Origin of the sequence: Trichocoleus sp. ST-U2, from assembly GCF_039961875.1 — a bacterium.
GTDB lineage: Bacteria > Cyanobacteriota > Cyanobacteriia > Cyanobacteriales > FACHB-T130 > FACHB-T130.
Genome location: NZ_JAMPJY010000076.1, coordinates 1 through 17,108 on the forward strand (window position 1 = coordinate 1; position 17,108 = coordinate 17,108).

The following is a 17,108-nucleotide window of genomic DNA, read 5'->3' on the forward strand; positions in this document are numbered from 1 at the left end:
ATTGATTCATCACCAGCAGGCGGCGCTCATTTATTGCTTGGGCATCCCAGGGGGCTTCCGTTAAAAAATGATGTAATCGGTGGTAAATCACTCCCACCGCATTATCTGCAATTTGAGACAGGTTTTTTCGGTCGCTTTCCCCTAATAATCCCCCGATATAGTTCCTAAACTCCCGTTTTTGCGCTTGATGCGTCCAAATATCATCAAAGCGTTTACACCATCTATCGAAGCAAGGAGGCATTGCGGCGGGAGTTGTCTCCTTCATGACTCAAGCCTTAACGTAGAAAAACTGCCATGACTGGATTATAGCTTTATTGGCTCTTTGTTTTCGTTTAAGTCCCAATAGAGCATTTGGGCAATTGTTTCATCGCGATGTCCTTCGTCTGCTAATAGCAAGATTTGGGCGCGCTTAAACCTTCTCCCGGAGAGGTTGCGTTGATGGGTAAGTTGAAGGATTTGCTGGCGTTCTTCGTTGCTGAGCGTGACTGTATATTTTTCTGGCATCGGAAGTTTTGGGTTTTAGCCAGTTTCCCCGATCCCTGTTTATCTGTCAAAACTATCGTGGTTAACTACTAGTAGCGTCGGTAGTTATATTAATCTGCATCGATAAAGGTAAAACAAAATCGTTTCTGCTTAACCTTCTGCTAGCAGATATTCTATCGTTTTCACAGCAGGAGCCAGACGCAGCTTAGAAATTAAGGAGTATGGATGACTGGGAAATTAGACGGAAAAGTGGCAATCGTCACTGGTGCATCGGCGGGAATTGGTGAGGCGACTGCGATCGCACTAGCAGCGGAAGGCGCTAGCGTAGTAATTGCAGCACGACGTTTTGACCAACTGAATGCGATCGCAGATGGCATTGCAGCAACGGGTGGAAAAGCATTTCCAATCCAGGCAGATATCACGGATGAAACTCAAGTTCAGAACCTAGTAGAAAAAGCCAACGCACAATTCGGTCGAGTCGATATCCTCGTCAACAATGCGGGAATTGCTTTGTCAGGTAATATTGGGGGCGCAAATACGTCTGACTGGCGACGCATGATCGATCTCAACGTTCTGGGATTGATGTATGCAACTCATGCGGTTCTTCCTATCTTGAAGGCACAAGGATCGGGACATATCGTTAATATTTCATCCGTTGCCGGTCGAACCGCACGAGTAGGAATCGGTGGCTACAATGTCACAAAATGGGGAGTCAATGGATTCTCGGAATCGTTGCGGCAGGAAGTGTGCAAGCACAATATTCGCGTCACCATCATCGAACCAGGCATGGTGGATACGGAAATCGACAGCCACATTACCGATCCAATCGCCAAACAGCGCACCGAAGAACGCCGTAAATCGATAATACCCCTGCAAAGCGAGGACGTTGCAGCCGCGATCGTTTATGCCGTTACTCAGCCGCCGCGAGTGAATGTCAACGAGATTCTGATTCGACCCACCGATCAAGACTGGTAGATCGCAAATAGCGAAGCGGCTGTTTCTGTGAGAACCGCTTAAGTTTAGCGCTTGACCGTATCGGCGGACTGATTAAACAACAAATCCCGCGCCTGAGCTGGACTGATTACTTGATCTTTAAAAGCTTCTGCTTTCTCATAAGCGCGAATGGTTGCAGAACGGGCTTTTATTGCTTCAAACCAGCGTTGCAAGTTGGGAAAATCTTCGATCTTTTGGTTTTGCTTTTCGTAGGGCACGATCCAGGGATAAGCAGCGATATCGGCGATCGAATAATCACCGGCAATAAATTCGCGATCGCTTAATCGTTTATTCAACACTGCATACAAACGTCCTGTTTCATTCACATAGCGGTTAATCGCATAGGGAATTTTTTCAGGGGCGTATTGAGTGAAATGATGGTTTTGTCCTGCCATCGGTCCGAGTCCGCCCATCTGCCAAAATAGCCATTGCAGAACCTCTGCGCGATCGCGAATATTTGCTGAAATCAACTTTCCGGTTTTTTCTGCTAAATACAGCAGAATTGCACCAGACTCGAAAACAGAAATCGGTTCGCCACCCTCAGCAGGTTCGCGATCCACGATTGCAGGGATGCGATTGTTGGGGGAAATCTTTAGAAACTCTGGTTTAAACTGATCGCCCGTGCCAATGTTGATCGGAACGAGGGTGTAGGGTAGCCCAACTTCCTCTAGAAACATAGTAATTTTGTGTCCGTTTGGCGTCGTCCAATAGTAAAGGTCGATCATGATGATGTCTCCTGAATATTACAAAGATTAGGTTTTAGCGATCGCTTTCAGCGCCGAACTGACAGCTCAAAGATCATTAATGCTGTGGTTGCCAATGCGCTCAATTATTTCTCCTCCTACACGCCATGCTGCTTAAACCATGCCTGGAGGCGTTTCCAACCATCTTTGGCTTCTTTCTCCCGGTAAGAGGGGCGATAATCGGCAAAAAAGGCGTGGGGTGCATTGGGGTAGACAATGATGTCAGATTTGCTGGTGCTGGACTTCAGGCGATCGCGCATCTGCTCTACTGTATCCAGGGTAATCCCCGTATCCTTGCCACCATAGAGTCCAAGAATCGGGACACTCAGCGCCGAGGCTATATCGACGGGATGTTTGGGTGTCAGTTCGGTAGCATTGCCCACCAGACGCCCGTACCAAGCCACGCCTGCCTTAACTTGGGGATTGTGCGCTGAGTACAGCCAGGTAATGCGTCCGCCCCAGCAAAAGCCGGTAATCGCCAATTTATCGGCATTCCCCTCGGCTGACTTTACCGCCCAGTCTACCGTAGCATCCAGATCGGACAGCACTTGGGCATCCGGGACTTTGGCGACTACTTGGCGAATTTCATCAACGTTGCTTAACTTTAAAACATCGCCCTGGCGCACAAACAATTGGGGTGCGATCGCTAGGTACCCCAATTTGGCAAAGCGACGGCAAACATCCTGAATATGCTCGTGTACACCAAAGATTTCCTGAATCACTAGGACGATGGGAAAAGTTCCTCTTTTTGCGGGCATCGCCCTGTAAGCTGGAATTTCGCCATCTTTAACCGGAATTTTCACCGCACCCGCGACTAATCCCTTGGCATCAGTCGCAATCGTTTTGGCAGAAATGGGTTGCACTGCTAGGGCAAAACCTGTTGTCAGGGTAGCCGTAACCATAAATTGGCGGCGCGTGATTTCTTTCATTCTCTTTACCTTGAGCTATGCAGTCTCAATCCTAGTTAAGGAGGAAATGAGCTGTAACCAAACAGCCATTAGGCAGATGCAATAGCTAGGAAATCTAATTATCAAGAGCGAAAACAAGTGTAAACAAAAAATAAAGTTGTTGACTAGAAAATAAATTTCTATCTAAAAAATAAAGCTTGCCACGGGTAAATACCTGGGGTAATTGGGAAGTTATGGATAGGACGCGCTCGCCCTCAGCTAACCCACCTGTCAACCACTGGACACGCGCCGCTACTGTGTGCGAGGCGATCGCATAGAAACACAACTTACAGCTTTAATCAAGCAGATGCGCTCTTAAAGAAATTGGTTAGGAAGATGGCACTGCGAATCCAAGTATGAAGTAGAATTTGCCGTTAAACTCAAACTCTCTGAGCATCTCCATACCAAGTTTTTGAGTATGCGCCCGAAGACTTCGCAAATTGTCATTGACTACGAAAGCAACGCCAGCATTGAACTGTGTGGCGACTTGAGCAAGAAGTGCCTGAAATAAACCTTGTAAGATACCACTTCCACGGTAAGTAGTTGCAATACAAACCGGACCATACCAAAAGGAACGGTAATTGCTTAAAGGTTGCCTATTAAACATTATTTCTGGATACAAGCTCATTATATATTTGAGCAAAGGAATCTCCTGAGAGTATTCTTGAGTTGTTGCACAAACATATCCAACCACTAGGTTCTCTTGCACAGCAACCATTATTGCTAAACTTTCGTTAATCGCTGCCAGATGAAAATCATCCTTAAAGTCAATTGATAGAAAGCCATTCTGCCTTTCTAGCTCAGACAAGTTAGACACGAGATTCTTTCTATGCAAAGCGAGGATTTCAGGATAATCAGCCGCTAATGCTCGTCTAAAAATGATGTTCGTCATGTTTGTTATATCTCTTGTAAATTAGCTCAAGGATAGGTATGAGCGCCGTAATATAGCAATTTTGTTAAAGTTTTAAACAGGTATTTTTCCTGACGTAGAGACGCGATATATTTTGTCTTTATTGAAGTTTACGGATTATTTAAGATGGTTATAAGCTGTAATACTACTTGCCTGCGGCTATTGAAAAGTTAAAATTTATTCTTCAATAAAATTCAGTCCATGAATTGAGTTAGTACACGTTCCAACTCATCCGGTTGGAAACTACCCTCAGCAGGTTGCCGATTCTGATGCGCTGGTTCCAAATAAAGGTATTCACAATAAACATTCGTAAATTGAGTGTGGCGTTTAATCGCCCAATCAAAGATACAAGCTCCCGTTAACACAGCAAAGGAAAAATCTGTATTTTGCAGCGCGGAATGACTGAAGTTGGCATCGGTTAAGTTCGCTTTCCTAAAAGACGTTCCGGGATTGCTTTGAATCACTTGAATTAGCCATTTGAGAATACGGAAGGTCAAGAACGCGGAAACGAACATCAGCAGTAGGAGGAACAATCCTTGAACGATTGCTCCATCAACGAAGCCAAGGATGCTAACAATCACAAGCCCAAGGGTGAGCGTCACCATTACCGCCAACAGTACAGCAATGGCTGCAATGTTCAAGAAGCTCGTGATTTGTGGAAAGCGGAAGGCAATCTTATCCCGGATGAAGCTTCCAAACACGAGAGCTAATATCGGAAGCGCACTGAAAAAGAAGTTGAGTCCCTTATTAGAGCGATCGCCCAACAATACCATTGACACTTGGGCAGCGATCGCGCTAAAGACGAGTAAAACAACTGGACCAACGATAGCGGCAGCAACTAGAATATTTACCTGGCGGCGGCTCTGCCCCGTTTTGACCCTCTCAAACGTTGCCCCAATTAAGGTCGCCCCGGTGAAATTGCACCCCCGCAAGTCAGAGCCACTGAAGTCTGCGCCAGCCAAGTCTTGCCCTTTGAAAGAGCAATTTTGCAAGTTTCGGTTGGCGTAGTTTCGGTTGGTCATTATTTGCTGGCTGCGTCAGTATCAACAGCTACAGAGTATAGTTCCATATAATTACCCGATGGTAGGACTTACCATTGACAGAAGCTAAATTCTGGGTAGTCGCCCCAGCTTCTTTTCTAGGGGTTTCAGGATAAAGCCAAGCGCTACCCAAAGAGACAGATTTCAGTTTATACCCATTTTAAATTAACCTTCTTGAGGCATAACTTCTCTCAGATTTTTTTAAGTTGTGGATAAAGGGATTGATATCGCATCCAAGCCTCTTCTAAGTTTGAATCAACTGATTGGGGAGTTGCAGCAAGCGTTGGGGTGGCTGCCAGTTTGAGCGTGTCATTAGCATCTGCGTATACACTAATTCCGATACCCGCCAATAGAGCAGCACCACGCGCGGAAGCAGCAGCAACGGTAGTTGCATAGAGGGGTATTCTCAATACATCAGTTAGTAATTGTTTCCAAGGCATTTCTGCCGTTCCACCGCCTGCTAAACGCAGTTCTTTCGCTTTAAAATCTGTTGCCTCCAGTGCCTCAAAACCTTGTCGCAAGGCAAAAGCAACCCCCTCTAAAGCTGCCCGCATCAGGTGCGCCTGTGTGTGATGAAGTCCAAGCCCCACCCATGCCCCGCGTACATAGGGGTCAAGGTGTGGAGTTCGCTCACCCGTGAGGTATGGCAAAAATGTCAACCCTTCACATCCTGGGGGCACAGAAAACGCTTTAGTATAGACTTGCTCCCAGCTCAAGCCGAGGATACCTCGCACCCACTCAAGCGCTAACCCCGCATTTTGCATTGCTGCAAGGGTGTACCACTGCTTAGGTACGGCGGTTCGATAGAGATGTGTACGACCATGAGGATCGATAATGGGTTGCGATCGAGGTGTAATGATTTGAGCGCCTGTGCCGATGGTTAGTTGAACTAATCCAGGCTCTAGTAGTCCGTTACCAAGCGCTGCCGCTGCCGTATCCGCAGCACCAGCGATCACGGGTAAGCCAACAGGTAAGCCAAGATGCTCTGAAGCAACAGTTGTTAGATAACCTGCGATCGCACTAGAGGGGATAATTTTTGGTAACTGATCGCAACGTAGATTCAGCGCTGAGATGGCATCCCCTGCCCAGTTGTCCGACACAACATCGTAAAGCAAAGTACCACTAGCGTCAGATGGTTCGGTTGCAACTTCTCCAGTCATCCGTAACCGCAGCCAATCTTTTGGCTGAAGTGCCCAACGGGCTTCGGTGTAGACAGTAGCCTCGTGTTCTCGTAGCCACAGCAAGGTTAGCCCCGCCATACCCGCCGTAATCGGGTTGCCCAAGCGCTCTAGAATAGCGGCATTAAGCGAATGATAAGTGTTAAGCGTGGCACTAGAGCGAGTATCTGCCCAGAGGATAGCAGGACGCAGGGGCTGACCCGACTCCGAAGCTAGGACAACACCGTGCATTTGCCCTGAAAGTGCGATCGCCTGTACTCGATCGGCATGATTTCCTACAGCCTTCCTCACAGCCGAGGCAACAGCTAACCACCAATCTTCTGGTTCCGACTCAGCCCATCCAGGGTGGGGTGCATGAACAGGATAAGAGCTTGACGCCTCACCTATAGTGGTTCCGTCTGTCGCTAGGAGCAATGCCTTAGCAGAGCCTGTTCCTAAATCAATGCCAAGCAGCATTAGGCTAGTCCTCAAATCATTCAGCGTCTTAGCAAACGGGCGATCGCTTTCACCAATTCCTCAGGTTCCACAGGCTTCGAGATGTGCATCCCAAATCCGGCAGCTAAGGCTTGCTGCTGATTGATTTCTCCAGCATAGGCAGTAAGTGCGATCGCAGGAATCGTGCCTCCCTGTTGGGGCGACCACTTTCTAATTTGCCGAATCAGCGCATAACCATCCATCTCTGGCATCCCAATGTCACATAACAACAGATCGGGGACAGATTGATTCAGGTGGGTCAATGCCTGTACACCCGAAGCGGCTGTCGTAACTTCTGCACCAGATTGCGTCAGTGTGAATGCTGCCAACTCCCGCATATCTGCATCGTCGTCCACAACCAAGACCCGAACACCTGCTAAGTCTGTCGCACTTTCTGAATGCCTGCGATCGGAAGAGGGTTCCGGCTCAACGAGGTTTAACGGGAGCCGGATGGTAAATGTAGCCCCTAAGTTTTGTCCTAAGCTGTCTGCTTGAACGGTTCCTCCATGCAGTTCGGTAAAATGACGGACGATCGCCAGTCCCAATCCCAATCCGCCGAATTGTCGGGTCGTTGTCCCATCTTCTTGACGGAAGTAGTCAAACACATAGGGTAAGAAGTCTCGACTGATGCCTTTTCCAGTATCTTTGACTTGAATCTGAGCATACGTGCCAACTTGCTCTAGTCGCACTTCGATTCGTCCTCCGCTTGGGGTGAACTTCACGGCATTGGAAAGGAGGTTCCAGACTACTTGTTGCAGGCGATTCGTATCGCCTAAAACCGTTCCTGAAACGGGATTAAATATAGTTTGGATTTGAATGTGTTTGGCTTCGGCTGCTAGTCGTACCGTTTCTAGGGCGGCTTCAATCGTTCCTGCTAGATTTACGGGAGCGACGTTTAACGTCATTTTTCCTTGCAGAATGCGCGAGACATCCAACAAGTCCTCAATTAATTGGGCTTGCAGCTTGGCGTTGCGTTCGATCGTTTCCAGCGCTTGCTGCGTTTTTGTGGCATCGAGTCGCCCAGTTCGGAGCAATTTTGTCCAGCCCAGAATCGGGTTGAGGGGCGATCGCAACTCGTGGGACAACACCGCTAAAAATTCGTCTTTAATCCGGTTAGCGGTTTCTGCTTTTGCGCGATCGCGTTGAGCCGCCCGGTACAACTGAGCATTGTCGATCGCCAAGGAAGCGCGACGAGCTAATTCCTCTGCTAGTTGCAAATCTGCCGGGGTGTACTGTCGTTCTGATTCGGCGGCGATAAAGGAGATAACCCCTAGAATTCGTGCCTGAGTTCGTAGTGGCACCGTCATTACAGATTTGAATCCCACCTGCCGTAGAATCTCTAAATGCTCTGCATCACGCGCTGCCTGCACCAACAGTTCATCGGGAATATCGGGCACTAAATCCGGTTGTCCAGTCCGCAATGTCAATGCAGCACCGCGAGGGTCATCTGGGTTTATCGGATACTTGTCTCTAATCTGATATGCCCATTCCAGCTTGGCAGGGTTGATGTGAGCAACCGCAATCTGCGCGATCGCACCGTTCTCTTCTATCATGTGAACCGTACACCAGTCGGCTAATTCCGGCACCGTAAGCTGTGCGACGCGCTCTAGAGTCGTTTGATAATCCAGTGAGGATGCAAGCACGGCACTCGCCTCAGAGAGAAAGTGTTGGGCAAGCTCTAACCTGACGCGCTCAGTTACATCTACCACATAAACTAAAACCCCTTCGACCTGACCATTTGAGTTAACAGTCGGAAGATAGTAAACGTTGTAGTAACCGGGACGGCGATCGCCGCGTCCGGGAACATTCACCGCAAAGTTCGGTGAAATAAAGGGATTTCCTGTGGTGTAGATCTGATGAAAGACTTCAACTAATTTGGGATCGAATTGCCCAAAAAGTTCTGGAATGGAATGTCCTAAGTGTTGCTCGCGGCTTAATCCATTAATTTCTGCTAATGCTTCGTTGATGGCAATAAATCGCTGCTTTTCATCTAACAGAGCAAGTCCAATGGGTGATGTTTCAAAAATAGTTTCCAGTTGGCGCTGTGCGGCTTCTGTCTGAGAACGGGCAAGGCGTTCGCGTTCTAACAGTTGTTCTCGTTCTTGTTCTGCTTGCTTGCGCTCCGTCACATCCAGCACAAGCGATAACACCGAAATCATCCGTCCCGATTCGTCCCTGAGACTGGAGTTATACCACTCGCAATGCACAATGTTGCGATCTTTCGTGTAATTGCGGTTGTATGAAAAAATATGGGGTTCTTCACCATAGACCAGCCGTTGGCAGACTTCAGCAACTGGTTCCAGGTCTTCCTCAAAGACAAAAGGTATCTCTGTTAAAGATTTGCCCAGGATTTCTTCGGCTTTCCAGCCCAAAATGCGCTCTGCACCAACAGACCACCGAATGACTCGAAAGTCTCGATCCCATTCAACCACTGCCATTGGAGAGTTTTCAACATGGAAGTTGAGCTTTTGTAGCGCTTGACGCAACGCCTCTTCCGCTTGCTTGCGTTCTGTGATATTTATGACGACACCAATCGAGTGCTTGGGATTTCCCTGAACATCATAAGTAAACTTTCCTCTCGCTTCCACCCAGTGAACCGAGCCATCTGACCAACGTAGGCGATATTCATGGTGATACTCTTTCTTTTGGGCTATCGCTTGCTGAAATTTCGCCTCAGCTTCTGCTAGGTCATCGGGATGAACCCGACTTGCCCAAACTTCATGGCTGGGTTCGCATTCATTCGGTTGTAGACCCAGGACGGTGAAGTGGCCTTCTGACCAAAGCAATGCATCGGTCTGGATGTCCCAGTCCCACGTTCCCATGCGTCCCACCTTCAAGGCGAGTTGCAGGTGAGCTTCACTTTCTCGCAATTGTTCTTCTGCCCGCGATCGCTCTACGGCTAGCCAGGTTTTTTGAGCAATTCGCTCCATCTGTACCACATCTTCCTCCGTCCAGCGCCGGGGAGCCACATGGTGCAACACTAACAATGCAACAAATCGCCCTTCTTTCACTAAGGGAACACACACGAGAGACTTGGTTTGAATTGCATCAAAGGCAGCCGCCCCAACTCCGGCTGTCCGAGGATCGCGATCGACATCATCTACGACAATAGTTTTGCCCTGCTTTAATTCAGCAATGAGTTCACGACCAAACGAATCCATGTGATGGCTACCAACGATGCTGATGACACCATTGCAATAGTCGCGATCGACGATGACGTATTCCTGAGTGGAATCAATTTCACCGTAGGTACAGCGAGTGACATTGAAGTGCTCTCCTGCGGAGTGAACCACCCGCCACATAATTTCCTTCGAGTCTTGAATGGCACGAATCGCATCGTTCAGTTCAATCAGAAACTGCTGCTGTCGTTCTTTTTCCTGTAGCTCTGCCAGCAGTGACTCAATCTGTTGCCGAGCCTGAACTTCGGCTGTCACGTCAATGTTATAAATCAACACACCCTGAATAATTCCCTCAGCATCCCGCCAAGGCGCAAAGATGCAGTTGAAAAATCCCTGTTGCAACACGCCATCGCTGTTTCGATCCCAGTAAGCAGGCGACTCATTTCCAATGAACAGTTCTCCCGTCCGGTAAACGCGATCGAGCGCTTGAAAGTAAATTTGTCCCTTTAGCTCGGGGAAAACGTCCCGCATTGATTTGCCGATAATGTCTGAAGTGCGCCCAGCCACTTGCAGATAGGTTGGATTGGCAAATTCATATATAAGATCGGAACCTTTCACAATTCCAATCATGGCAGGCAATTGCATCAGGATGTCATGCAACCGCTGGCGTTCGGTTTCGGCTTCGAGTCGGGCAGATTGTTCTCGTTTTAAAAGGCGATCGCGCTCCGCTTCCATTTGTTTGCGTTGGGTGATGTCAACCGAAACGCCAATCATGCGAACTCCTCGTCCCGTCTCATCCCGATAGACTTGCCCCTGACTGTTGAGCCAGCGCACAACGCCGTCTGGACAAATTACTCGATACTCCGGTGTGTAGGGCTGTTCTCCAGCCATTGCCCCTGCCGTCGCTTGGATCACCTGTTGTCGATCATCTGGATGAATGAGCGCAACAAACTCTTCTCCCGTCCCTTCATAAAGACCCCAAACGTCTAGAGCATTAGCAGAACACACCACTCGATTGCTCTGCAAATCCATATCCCAGACAACCGTTTGAGCTGCCGTCAGTGCTAATTGCAGGCGTTCATCGCTTTCTCGGAATGCCTGTTCAACCTGTTTGTAATCGGTCACGTCTTTGAAGATAACGACGGCTGCAATAATCTGTCCCTGGTTATCTAAAATCGGTGCTGAGTTGACGTTAATGAAGACGCGGCTACCATCATCTCGATGAATTTCTATCTGTTCGTTGGTGACGACCTCACCTGTTTTTAGCGATCGCACCAATGGATACTCATGAGGGGCATAGAGCTGACCATTTAAGCGAAAGATTTCACAGGGAATCAGGGGTGCATATTCCTCAAGCTCAAGCAACTGTTCGTAACCATACCCAACAATTTGCTTGGTTTGTTCGTTCGCCAGAGCTAACTTACCAGATGCCGCATCAGCAATCATGACTCCAGCAGGCATTTGTCGCAATACGGCTTCAAATCGGGCGCGTTCAATTTCAAGCTCGTGCAACAACCGTTCTCGTTCTGCCTCCGCTTGCTTGCGATCGCTAACATCTCGAAAATAAATGGCTACCCCTGCGGTCGAGGGATAGGCATTCGCCTCTATCCAACACTGGATCGGTTCCCCAAATTCTTCCCACGAAACAGGAACCTGTTGTGCCACTGCCCGATGTAGTTCCCGATATGCAATGCCACCGACCAACTCAGGAAAAACCTCATTCCAAACGTGCTTTCCCAGTAACTCTTCTGGCGTTTTGTGCAGGATTTGAGCCGCCGCCCGATTCACGTAGGTGTAGCGCCAGTCGCAATCGAAGGCGACAAAAGCATCTGTAATGCTTTCAAGAATCGTTGCCACCTTGCCCTCAGTTTCTTGGGCAGCGAGCAACTGTTCGCTTTCAAGAGTGCGGGCAAAGCGCTCAATGACTTCAGATCGAGAAATTCCTCGCTTGTGAGCCTCTCGATCGAGCGATCGCCATGCTGTATCGGTGAGAGATAGGCTAACCCGTTGTTTCGTCTCTGAGTTCCAATTGCTAACAAACTTGCCTGTGCCGTCGCGCTTCATGAACAGCCATCCGTATACATACACGGTCTTCTCTATTCAATCTGAGTCGCTACGTCAGGAGAATCCGTCTTAAGAGAGATGCTTTGGAGAGAGGGAATACGGATGCGGATGATACCTACGAGAATCGGGCTAGCGTTCCTTCCTTTAGCGCCAAACTCATGTAAATTACGCAAGTGTTCGGCAACAGTTTCGACGAAAAGTGACGACTCTCAAAGAGCCAGAAACCTTTTTGCGACTTGAGCCGAAATCTAATTTCTGGGGAGGTCTAATGGGTTAGTCTATACTGACAGATGGCAATTCCTACCGGGTGAAGATAGGCTTGTTCGACCAGCATCGCCAACAATTAGTGGAAAAAGATGCACCCCTGGCTGCGAGGATGCGCCCACGTACTCTTGATGAGTTTATCGGGCAAGACCACATCCTAGGCTCCGGGCGTTTGTTACGCCGTGCGATTCAAGCTGACCAGCTTTCTTCCCTGATTTTTTTTGGCCCACCGGGTACGGGGAAAACAACTCTGGCTCGGATTATCGCCAATACCACCCGCGCTCACTTCATTGCGATTAATGCCGTCCTTTCTGGGGTAAAAGAAATTCGGGATGCGATCGCTACCGCTCAAAAACGCCAAAAAGAACACACTCAGCGCACAATTCTTTTTGTTGACGAGGTTCATCGCTTCAATAAATCTCAACAGGACGCCCTGCTTCCTTGGGTGGAAAATGGGACGGTGATTCTCATTGGTGCAACCACAGAAAATCCCTATTTTGAAGTTAACAAAGCTCTTGTCAGCCGTTCCCGCATCTTTCAGCTGAAGCCCCTCAATGAAGCTGACTTACACCGCGTTCTCGAACAGGCACTCGCTGACTTAGAACGCGGTTATGGTCAGCTATCTGTAATCTTAGAGCCGGATGCGAGCGCACATTTGGTCAATGTCGCTAACGGTGATGCCCGTTCCTTACTCAATGCCTTGGAATTAGCCGTCGAAACCACACCCCCCGACGAAACTGGAACGATTCGCATTACGCTATCTGTCGCGGAGGAATCGATTCAGCAAAGGGCAGTTCTGTATGACAAGGAAGGAGACGCCCACTTCGATACGATTAGTGCTTTTATCAAAAGCTTGCGCGGTTCCGACCCCGATGCAGCTTTATACTGGCTAGCAAAAATGGTTTATGCCGGGGAAGACCCCCGCTTCATTTTCCGGCGAATGTTAATTTTAGCCAGCGAAGATGTGGGACTCGCTGACCCTAATGCCTTAGTCGTCGTCAATGCCTGCGCTAGTGCTTTTGAGTGGGTGGGGATGCCAGAAGGGCGCTATCACTTGGCTCAAGCCACGCTTTATCTCGCCAACGCGCCCAAATCTAACAGCACGATGGGATTTTTTGATGCGCTAGCGGTAGTTGAGAAGGAACGGGAGGCGGAAGTCCCCAATCACCTGAAAGATGCCAACCGGGACAAGAAAGGATTGGGACATGGTGCAGGCTATCTTTATCCTCACGCCTACCGCGACCACTGGGTAGCACAACAGTATTTACCGAGTAGTTTGCAGGGACAGGTGTTTTATCAACCTTCAACACAGGGATTTGAAGGAGAAATTAAGACGCAGGTGGCGCGTCATCGGGAAGCGCAGTTGGAAGCAGTGGCAGAGGGTGTTTTTATCTCACCCGTGGAAGTGCTAACAACAGGACCAACTGACCGCACAGTTGACCGTTGGTTGCAACGCACGTTGAGTCAGATTGGCGAGCAACTTGCAGGGATACGCGATCGCATTTTCACCCTTGCACAACTTCAGCGTCACCATGTCATTTTGGACTTGAATGCCGGGAGTGGTTTACTCACCTTTGAAGCTTTGCGTCGCGTACCAGAAGGTGGCGTTTATGCCTGTACTCGCACTGCTGATGAAGCAAAGGCACTCCAAGAGCAAGTGGTAGCGCTTCCAGAACTCAATCGTCCCGTCCTATTGAGTGCTACCTTAACCCAATTGCCAAAGGTTTTAGCTGCCCAATCCTCTGATATCCGATTTGACTGCATCATCGGGCGCAATGCACTTATCCACGAACCGGATAAAGCAGCAGCAGCCAAATGGTTAGCCCAATTACTGCAACAGTCGGGCGTTTTGGTACTTGCAGAAACAGTGCCACGCCACACGCAACGACTTTATCGTTTGCTCGAAAAGTCGAAACCCAATGCCGACTTATACCAGCGATTAGTGGCAGCGGAAGAGGCAATTTACAGCGACATGTCAGATCCAATGGTCAACTGGGATGCGTTTGATTTGAGAAAAGCTTTCGAGTCGGCGGGATTGGTGGTTGAAGTAACTGAGGAGCGATCGCAAACCTCCATGCATATTACACCAGCCTTAATTGACCGCTGGTTCGCAACGACTTCTGTAACGAATAGACCCTCCTATGCGGCGCATTTGGCGAAGCACCTCCAAGAACAAGAAATTCGGACTATAAAAGAGCTATTTATCCGCTCCCTGCTTCATCAGACCGTTAATTGGGAAAGCGCGATCGCTTTTGTACAATCTTCGTTATCGTAGGGGACGTGACAAATTTTCGATTCATTTCGAGTATTTAGGCTATGGAAGAAGTTTTTCAGATACTCAAAAAAGTCACTCTGGCACTAGTTGGTGGTGGAGCGGCGCTTTTAGCTTTCTATATGGCACTGTTTTTTTCGATTATGGTTCTGGTTCCTACCAGTTCTCCCAATCAACTAGAAGAATGGACATACACTGTGGTAACAGTGTATGGCATCAAATTAAATCTACTCTCGATACAACGATTGAAAGGGGCTGCTATTGGTATCAGTGTTGTCCTTCCCCTTGCTGCTGTTGCTTGGTTTTCACTCCGAGGATTCATTCACCAACGGTAGTAATAACAAATAATTTGCGCTCCAGCAGCAGTTGAATAAAACAAAAGTTTAGTTTCAACGCTTAGCGTAATCTATGGGCTGTGTTGCGATCGCGCTGGCAAGTTCACCTTGATTTTGTAATTTTTTGTAAAAGGTACTTCGTCCTAAAAATTAGGATAAAAAGAGGTAGGCATCTAGTTAAAAAGGAACTAAATTCGTGAGTCAGTCTATTTCTAAATTGGTGGATACCCTGCCAACCAGCAGCATGACCGTTTATATGCTGCGATCGCTCGATTATGTCGTTCCCGGTGAGTGGCAAAACTTGGTGGGATTTGAAAATACTATCCGTGCGGTGACAGGTGTTACCGACAAAGGTCTGATTGAGGAGATTGGCGAAAGAGCGATCGCGCTGTACAACGATCCAACCCAGAGTTATCAACAAACCTTATGGCTTTACCGAACAATTGACCGTGCTGATAGTGCCATTGGTGCAGCAGCACTAGCGAACAAAGTTGGCGAGAAAATCAGCTTCCTGAATTTTTTAAACCAGCTTACTCCCAAAGCGGATACCGTACAAGCGATTGATTTGTCCCTAAAGCTGGTTGTCGAGTTGATTGCCTTTTGTCGGTTGCACGGCATTCCTACCAGTATTGAAGCATTTAGAACTTCTTTAGGAAACTATCACAACGAATCCATAATGCGAATGGCTGCGCTAGTTGCTGTTGATGGATTGATTCCGCTTGGCCCCAACTTCATCCTCAAAGCTCAATCTATTCTTAGCCAGGTCAATCCTTCGCAATTAGAAGGAAATACTACCTATCAGAGTATTAACAGTGCAATTCCTGGCGGTACTACGGCTGGAAAATTAGGCTTCATTGGTGAGAGTTTTGCCTCAGTTAACGGCTGGATGAATAACTTTGTTGCATCTCGTGGGTTAACACAAGAAAATGTTTTGGGGCACTTACAACAGTTTATGAATACGGCTGATAGTAAGTTGGATTATTTAGCTGCATTCCTAGATATGTCAACTAATTACTACGAGTATACAGGTACCCAAACTGTGGCTCGAAATTTGATTTTACGAGCAGCCGAACAGACTGAAGGTAAAGCTAAAGACAAAAAGAAAAAGCACAAGGAAAAAGAAAAGGAAAAGAAAAAAGATAAAAAAAAGAAAGATTAACGAGAGCGCGATCGCTGCTCCTTTTCTCAAAGCTTATCGAGTGCGATCGCATTCAGCATTAGCGAGGATAGCGATCGCATTAATGACACCAGCGACGATGAAAAATATAGCTAGTGGCTTTCCTTGGTCTACCCTAACCCAACATTTTAAGCTTGCCGCGCTACTACGGCGATATGCGATCGCACTGACGAACTAAAGGAGATAAGAGATGAAAGCTATATGGGAAAAGATAGATAAATGGCTTAGAGTAAATGCACCAAAAGTATTGGATAATTTGCAATCAGGAGCCACTGAGGAAGAAATTCAACGAACAGAAAATTTCTTCTGTATTAAGTTTCCTAAAGATGTCAAAGAGTCCTATCTCATTCATAACGGTCAGGTTGATGAACAGTCTTACTCCCTTTTTCCACATCTTGAATTTCTCTCTCTTGAAGCGATGATTACAGTATGGCAATCCTGGTATGAGATGAGCAACGAAGGTTTTAAATATTCACCAGAAGATATAGAAGAAGGTGTTTGGAAAGGTTGGTGGCATCCGAAATGGATTCCTCTAACCTACGAAAGTAATGGCTCATGTAAATGTCTAGATTTAGCTCCAGAACCCGGTGGTGAAGTAGGCCAGATTATTATCGTAGAGTGGCAAGAACCTATTAGAAGTATAATTTTTTCTAACTTTAGGACGTGGCTAACTGGATTTGCTACTGAACTCGAACATGGAGAATATCGCTTCTCTGAAGATTATGGTGGATTGGTAGATAGAAGTGATGTCTGACTTGTCGAACCCTAGAGAAGACACTTCGCCAAAATACCCAGCGTGTGAAAAAAATGCCATTTCAGTAAGTGAAGGAGGACTACAATCAAGTTGCTCTCTAAGCTTCTCCGTTCACTCCTCCCCATGTCCTCGATTTCCTCAATCAGATTCTCCCAGTCCACCTCTGCATAGTCCTGACTCCGCAATTTTTTTACAGTCGTTTCTATCCATTAGACTTAATCGGAAATAGAGTAGTTTAGAAGTGAAGGGTTGTTGCTCGAAGACCGAGGTGTTTACGATGTTGAGCTACGGCGCTATCCACAATAAACCTCATGTGTTTCAAAGCTTGACTGGACTCAAAGTAGAAGAATTTGAG

The 17,108-nt window shown here is 47.6% G+C and carries 13 protein-coding genes and 2 pseudogenes; 6 read left to right on the top strand and 9 right to left on the bottom strand.

Translation table 11 applies throughout. The features are described 5' to 3' along the window. The coding region (locus NC996_RS27155) for a transposase (RefSeq protein ID WP_190687329.1) at nucleotides 1-265 on the bottom strand (265 nt) is incomplete at its 3' end. 80 nt (nucleotides 266-345) lie between these two features. Further along, nucleotides 346-504: pseudogene (locus NC996_RS27160) on the bottom strand (IS630 family transposase); the annotation flags it as partial. Nucleotides 505-708: 204 nt separating this feature from the next. Here NC996_RS27160 and NC996_RS27165 point away from each other — a divergent pair. Further along, nucleotides 709-1,458, top strand: a complete 750-nt coding sequence (locus NC996_RS27165) for an SDR family oxidoreductase (RefSeq protein WP_190687336.1) — start codon at nucleotides 709-711, stop codon at nucleotides 1,456-1,458. Nucleotides 1,459-1,502: 44 nt separating this feature from the next. Here the strand turns inward: NC996_RS27165 and NC996_RS27170 are convergent, their stop codons facing one another. From NC996_RS27170 to NC996_RS27195, 6 genes are all read right to left on the bottom strand, one after another. Continuing rightward, a complete protein-coding gene (locus tag NC996_RS27170; protein ID WP_190687339.1) occupies nucleotides 1,503-2,201 on the bottom strand; it encodes a glutathione S-transferase N-terminal domain-containing protein in 699 nt (232 codons plus the stop codon). A 116-nt stretch (nucleotides 2,202-2,317) separates the two neighbouring features. After that, entirely contained in the window at nucleotides 2,318-3,148 is an 831-nt protein-coding gene (locus NC996_RS27175; protein ID WP_190687342.1) for a dienelactone hydrolase family protein, read from the bottom strand. 346 nt (nucleotides 3,149-3,494) lie between these two features. After that, complete coding sequence (locus NC996_RS27180) at nucleotides 3,495-4,058, bottom strand: hypothetical protein (protein ID WP_190687345.1); 564 nt, start codon at nucleotides 4,056-4,058, stop codon at nucleotides 3,495-3,497. A 212-nt stretch (nucleotides 4,059-4,270) separates the two neighbouring features. Next, nucleotides 4,271-5,098, bottom strand: a complete 828-nt coding sequence (locus NC996_RS27185; RefSeq protein WP_190687347.1) for a pentapeptide repeat-containing protein — start codon at nucleotides 5,096-5,098, stop codon at nucleotides 4,271-4,273. A gap of 209 nt (nucleotides 5,099-5,307) precedes the next feature. Further along, entirely contained in the window at nucleotides 5,308-6,750 is a 1,443-nt protein-coding gene (xylB, locus tag NC996_RS27190; protein WP_190687350.1) for a xylulokinase, read from the bottom strand. 20 nt (nucleotides 6,751-6,770) lie between these two features. Then, nucleotides 6,771-11,951: a PAS domain S-box protein gene (locus NC996_RS27195; protein ID WP_190687365.1), complete on the bottom strand. Its 5,181-nt coding sequence runs from the start codon at nucleotides 11,949-11,951 to the stop codon at nucleotides 6,771-6,773. A gap of 313 nt (nucleotides 11,952-12,264) precedes the next feature. Here NC996_RS27195 and NC996_RS27200 point away from each other — a divergent pair, with 313 nt between their 5' ends. The 5 genes from NC996_RS27200 (at nucleotide 12,265) to NC996_RS27220 (ending at nucleotide 16,753) form a co-directional block, all read left to right on the top strand. Next, nucleotides 12,265-14,490: an AAA family ATPase gene (locus tag NC996_RS27200; protein WP_190687367.1), complete on the top strand. Its 2,226-nt coding sequence runs from the start codon at nucleotides 12,265-12,267 to the stop codon at nucleotides 14,488-14,490. Nucleotides 14,491-14,531: 41 nt separating this feature from the next. After that, complete coding sequence (locus tag NC996_RS27205) at nucleotides 14,532-14,822, top strand: hypothetical protein (RefSeq protein ID WP_190687353.1); 291 nt, start codon at nucleotides 14,532-14,534, stop codon at nucleotides 14,820-14,822. A 196-nt stretch (nucleotides 14,823-15,018) separates the two neighbouring features. After that, complete coding sequence (locus tag NC996_RS27210) at nucleotides 15,019-15,981, top strand: hypothetical protein (protein ID WP_190687356.1); 963 nt, start codon at nucleotides 15,019-15,021, stop codon at nucleotides 15,979-15,981. Nucleotides 15,982-16,021: 40 nt separating this feature from the next. Next, nucleotides 16,022-16,177, top strand: a complete 156-nt coding sequence (locus tag NC996_RS27215; protein ID WP_190687359.1) for a hypothetical protein — start codon at nucleotides 16,022-16,024, stop codon at nucleotides 16,175-16,177. Nucleotides 16,178-16,189: 12 nt separating this feature from the next. Continuing rightward, entirely contained in the window at nucleotides 16,190-16,753 is a 564-nt protein-coding gene (locus NC996_RS27220) for an SMI1/KNR4 family protein (RefSeq protein WP_190687362.1), read from the top strand. Nucleotides 16,754-16,809: 56 nt separating this feature from the next. Here the strand turns inward: NC996_RS27220 and NC996_RS27225 are convergent. Continuing rightward, nucleotides 16,810-16,959, bottom strand: a pseudogene (locus NC996_RS27225) (DUF29 domain-containing protein); the annotation flags it as partial. Nucleotides 16,960-17,108 lie beyond the last annotated feature (149 nt).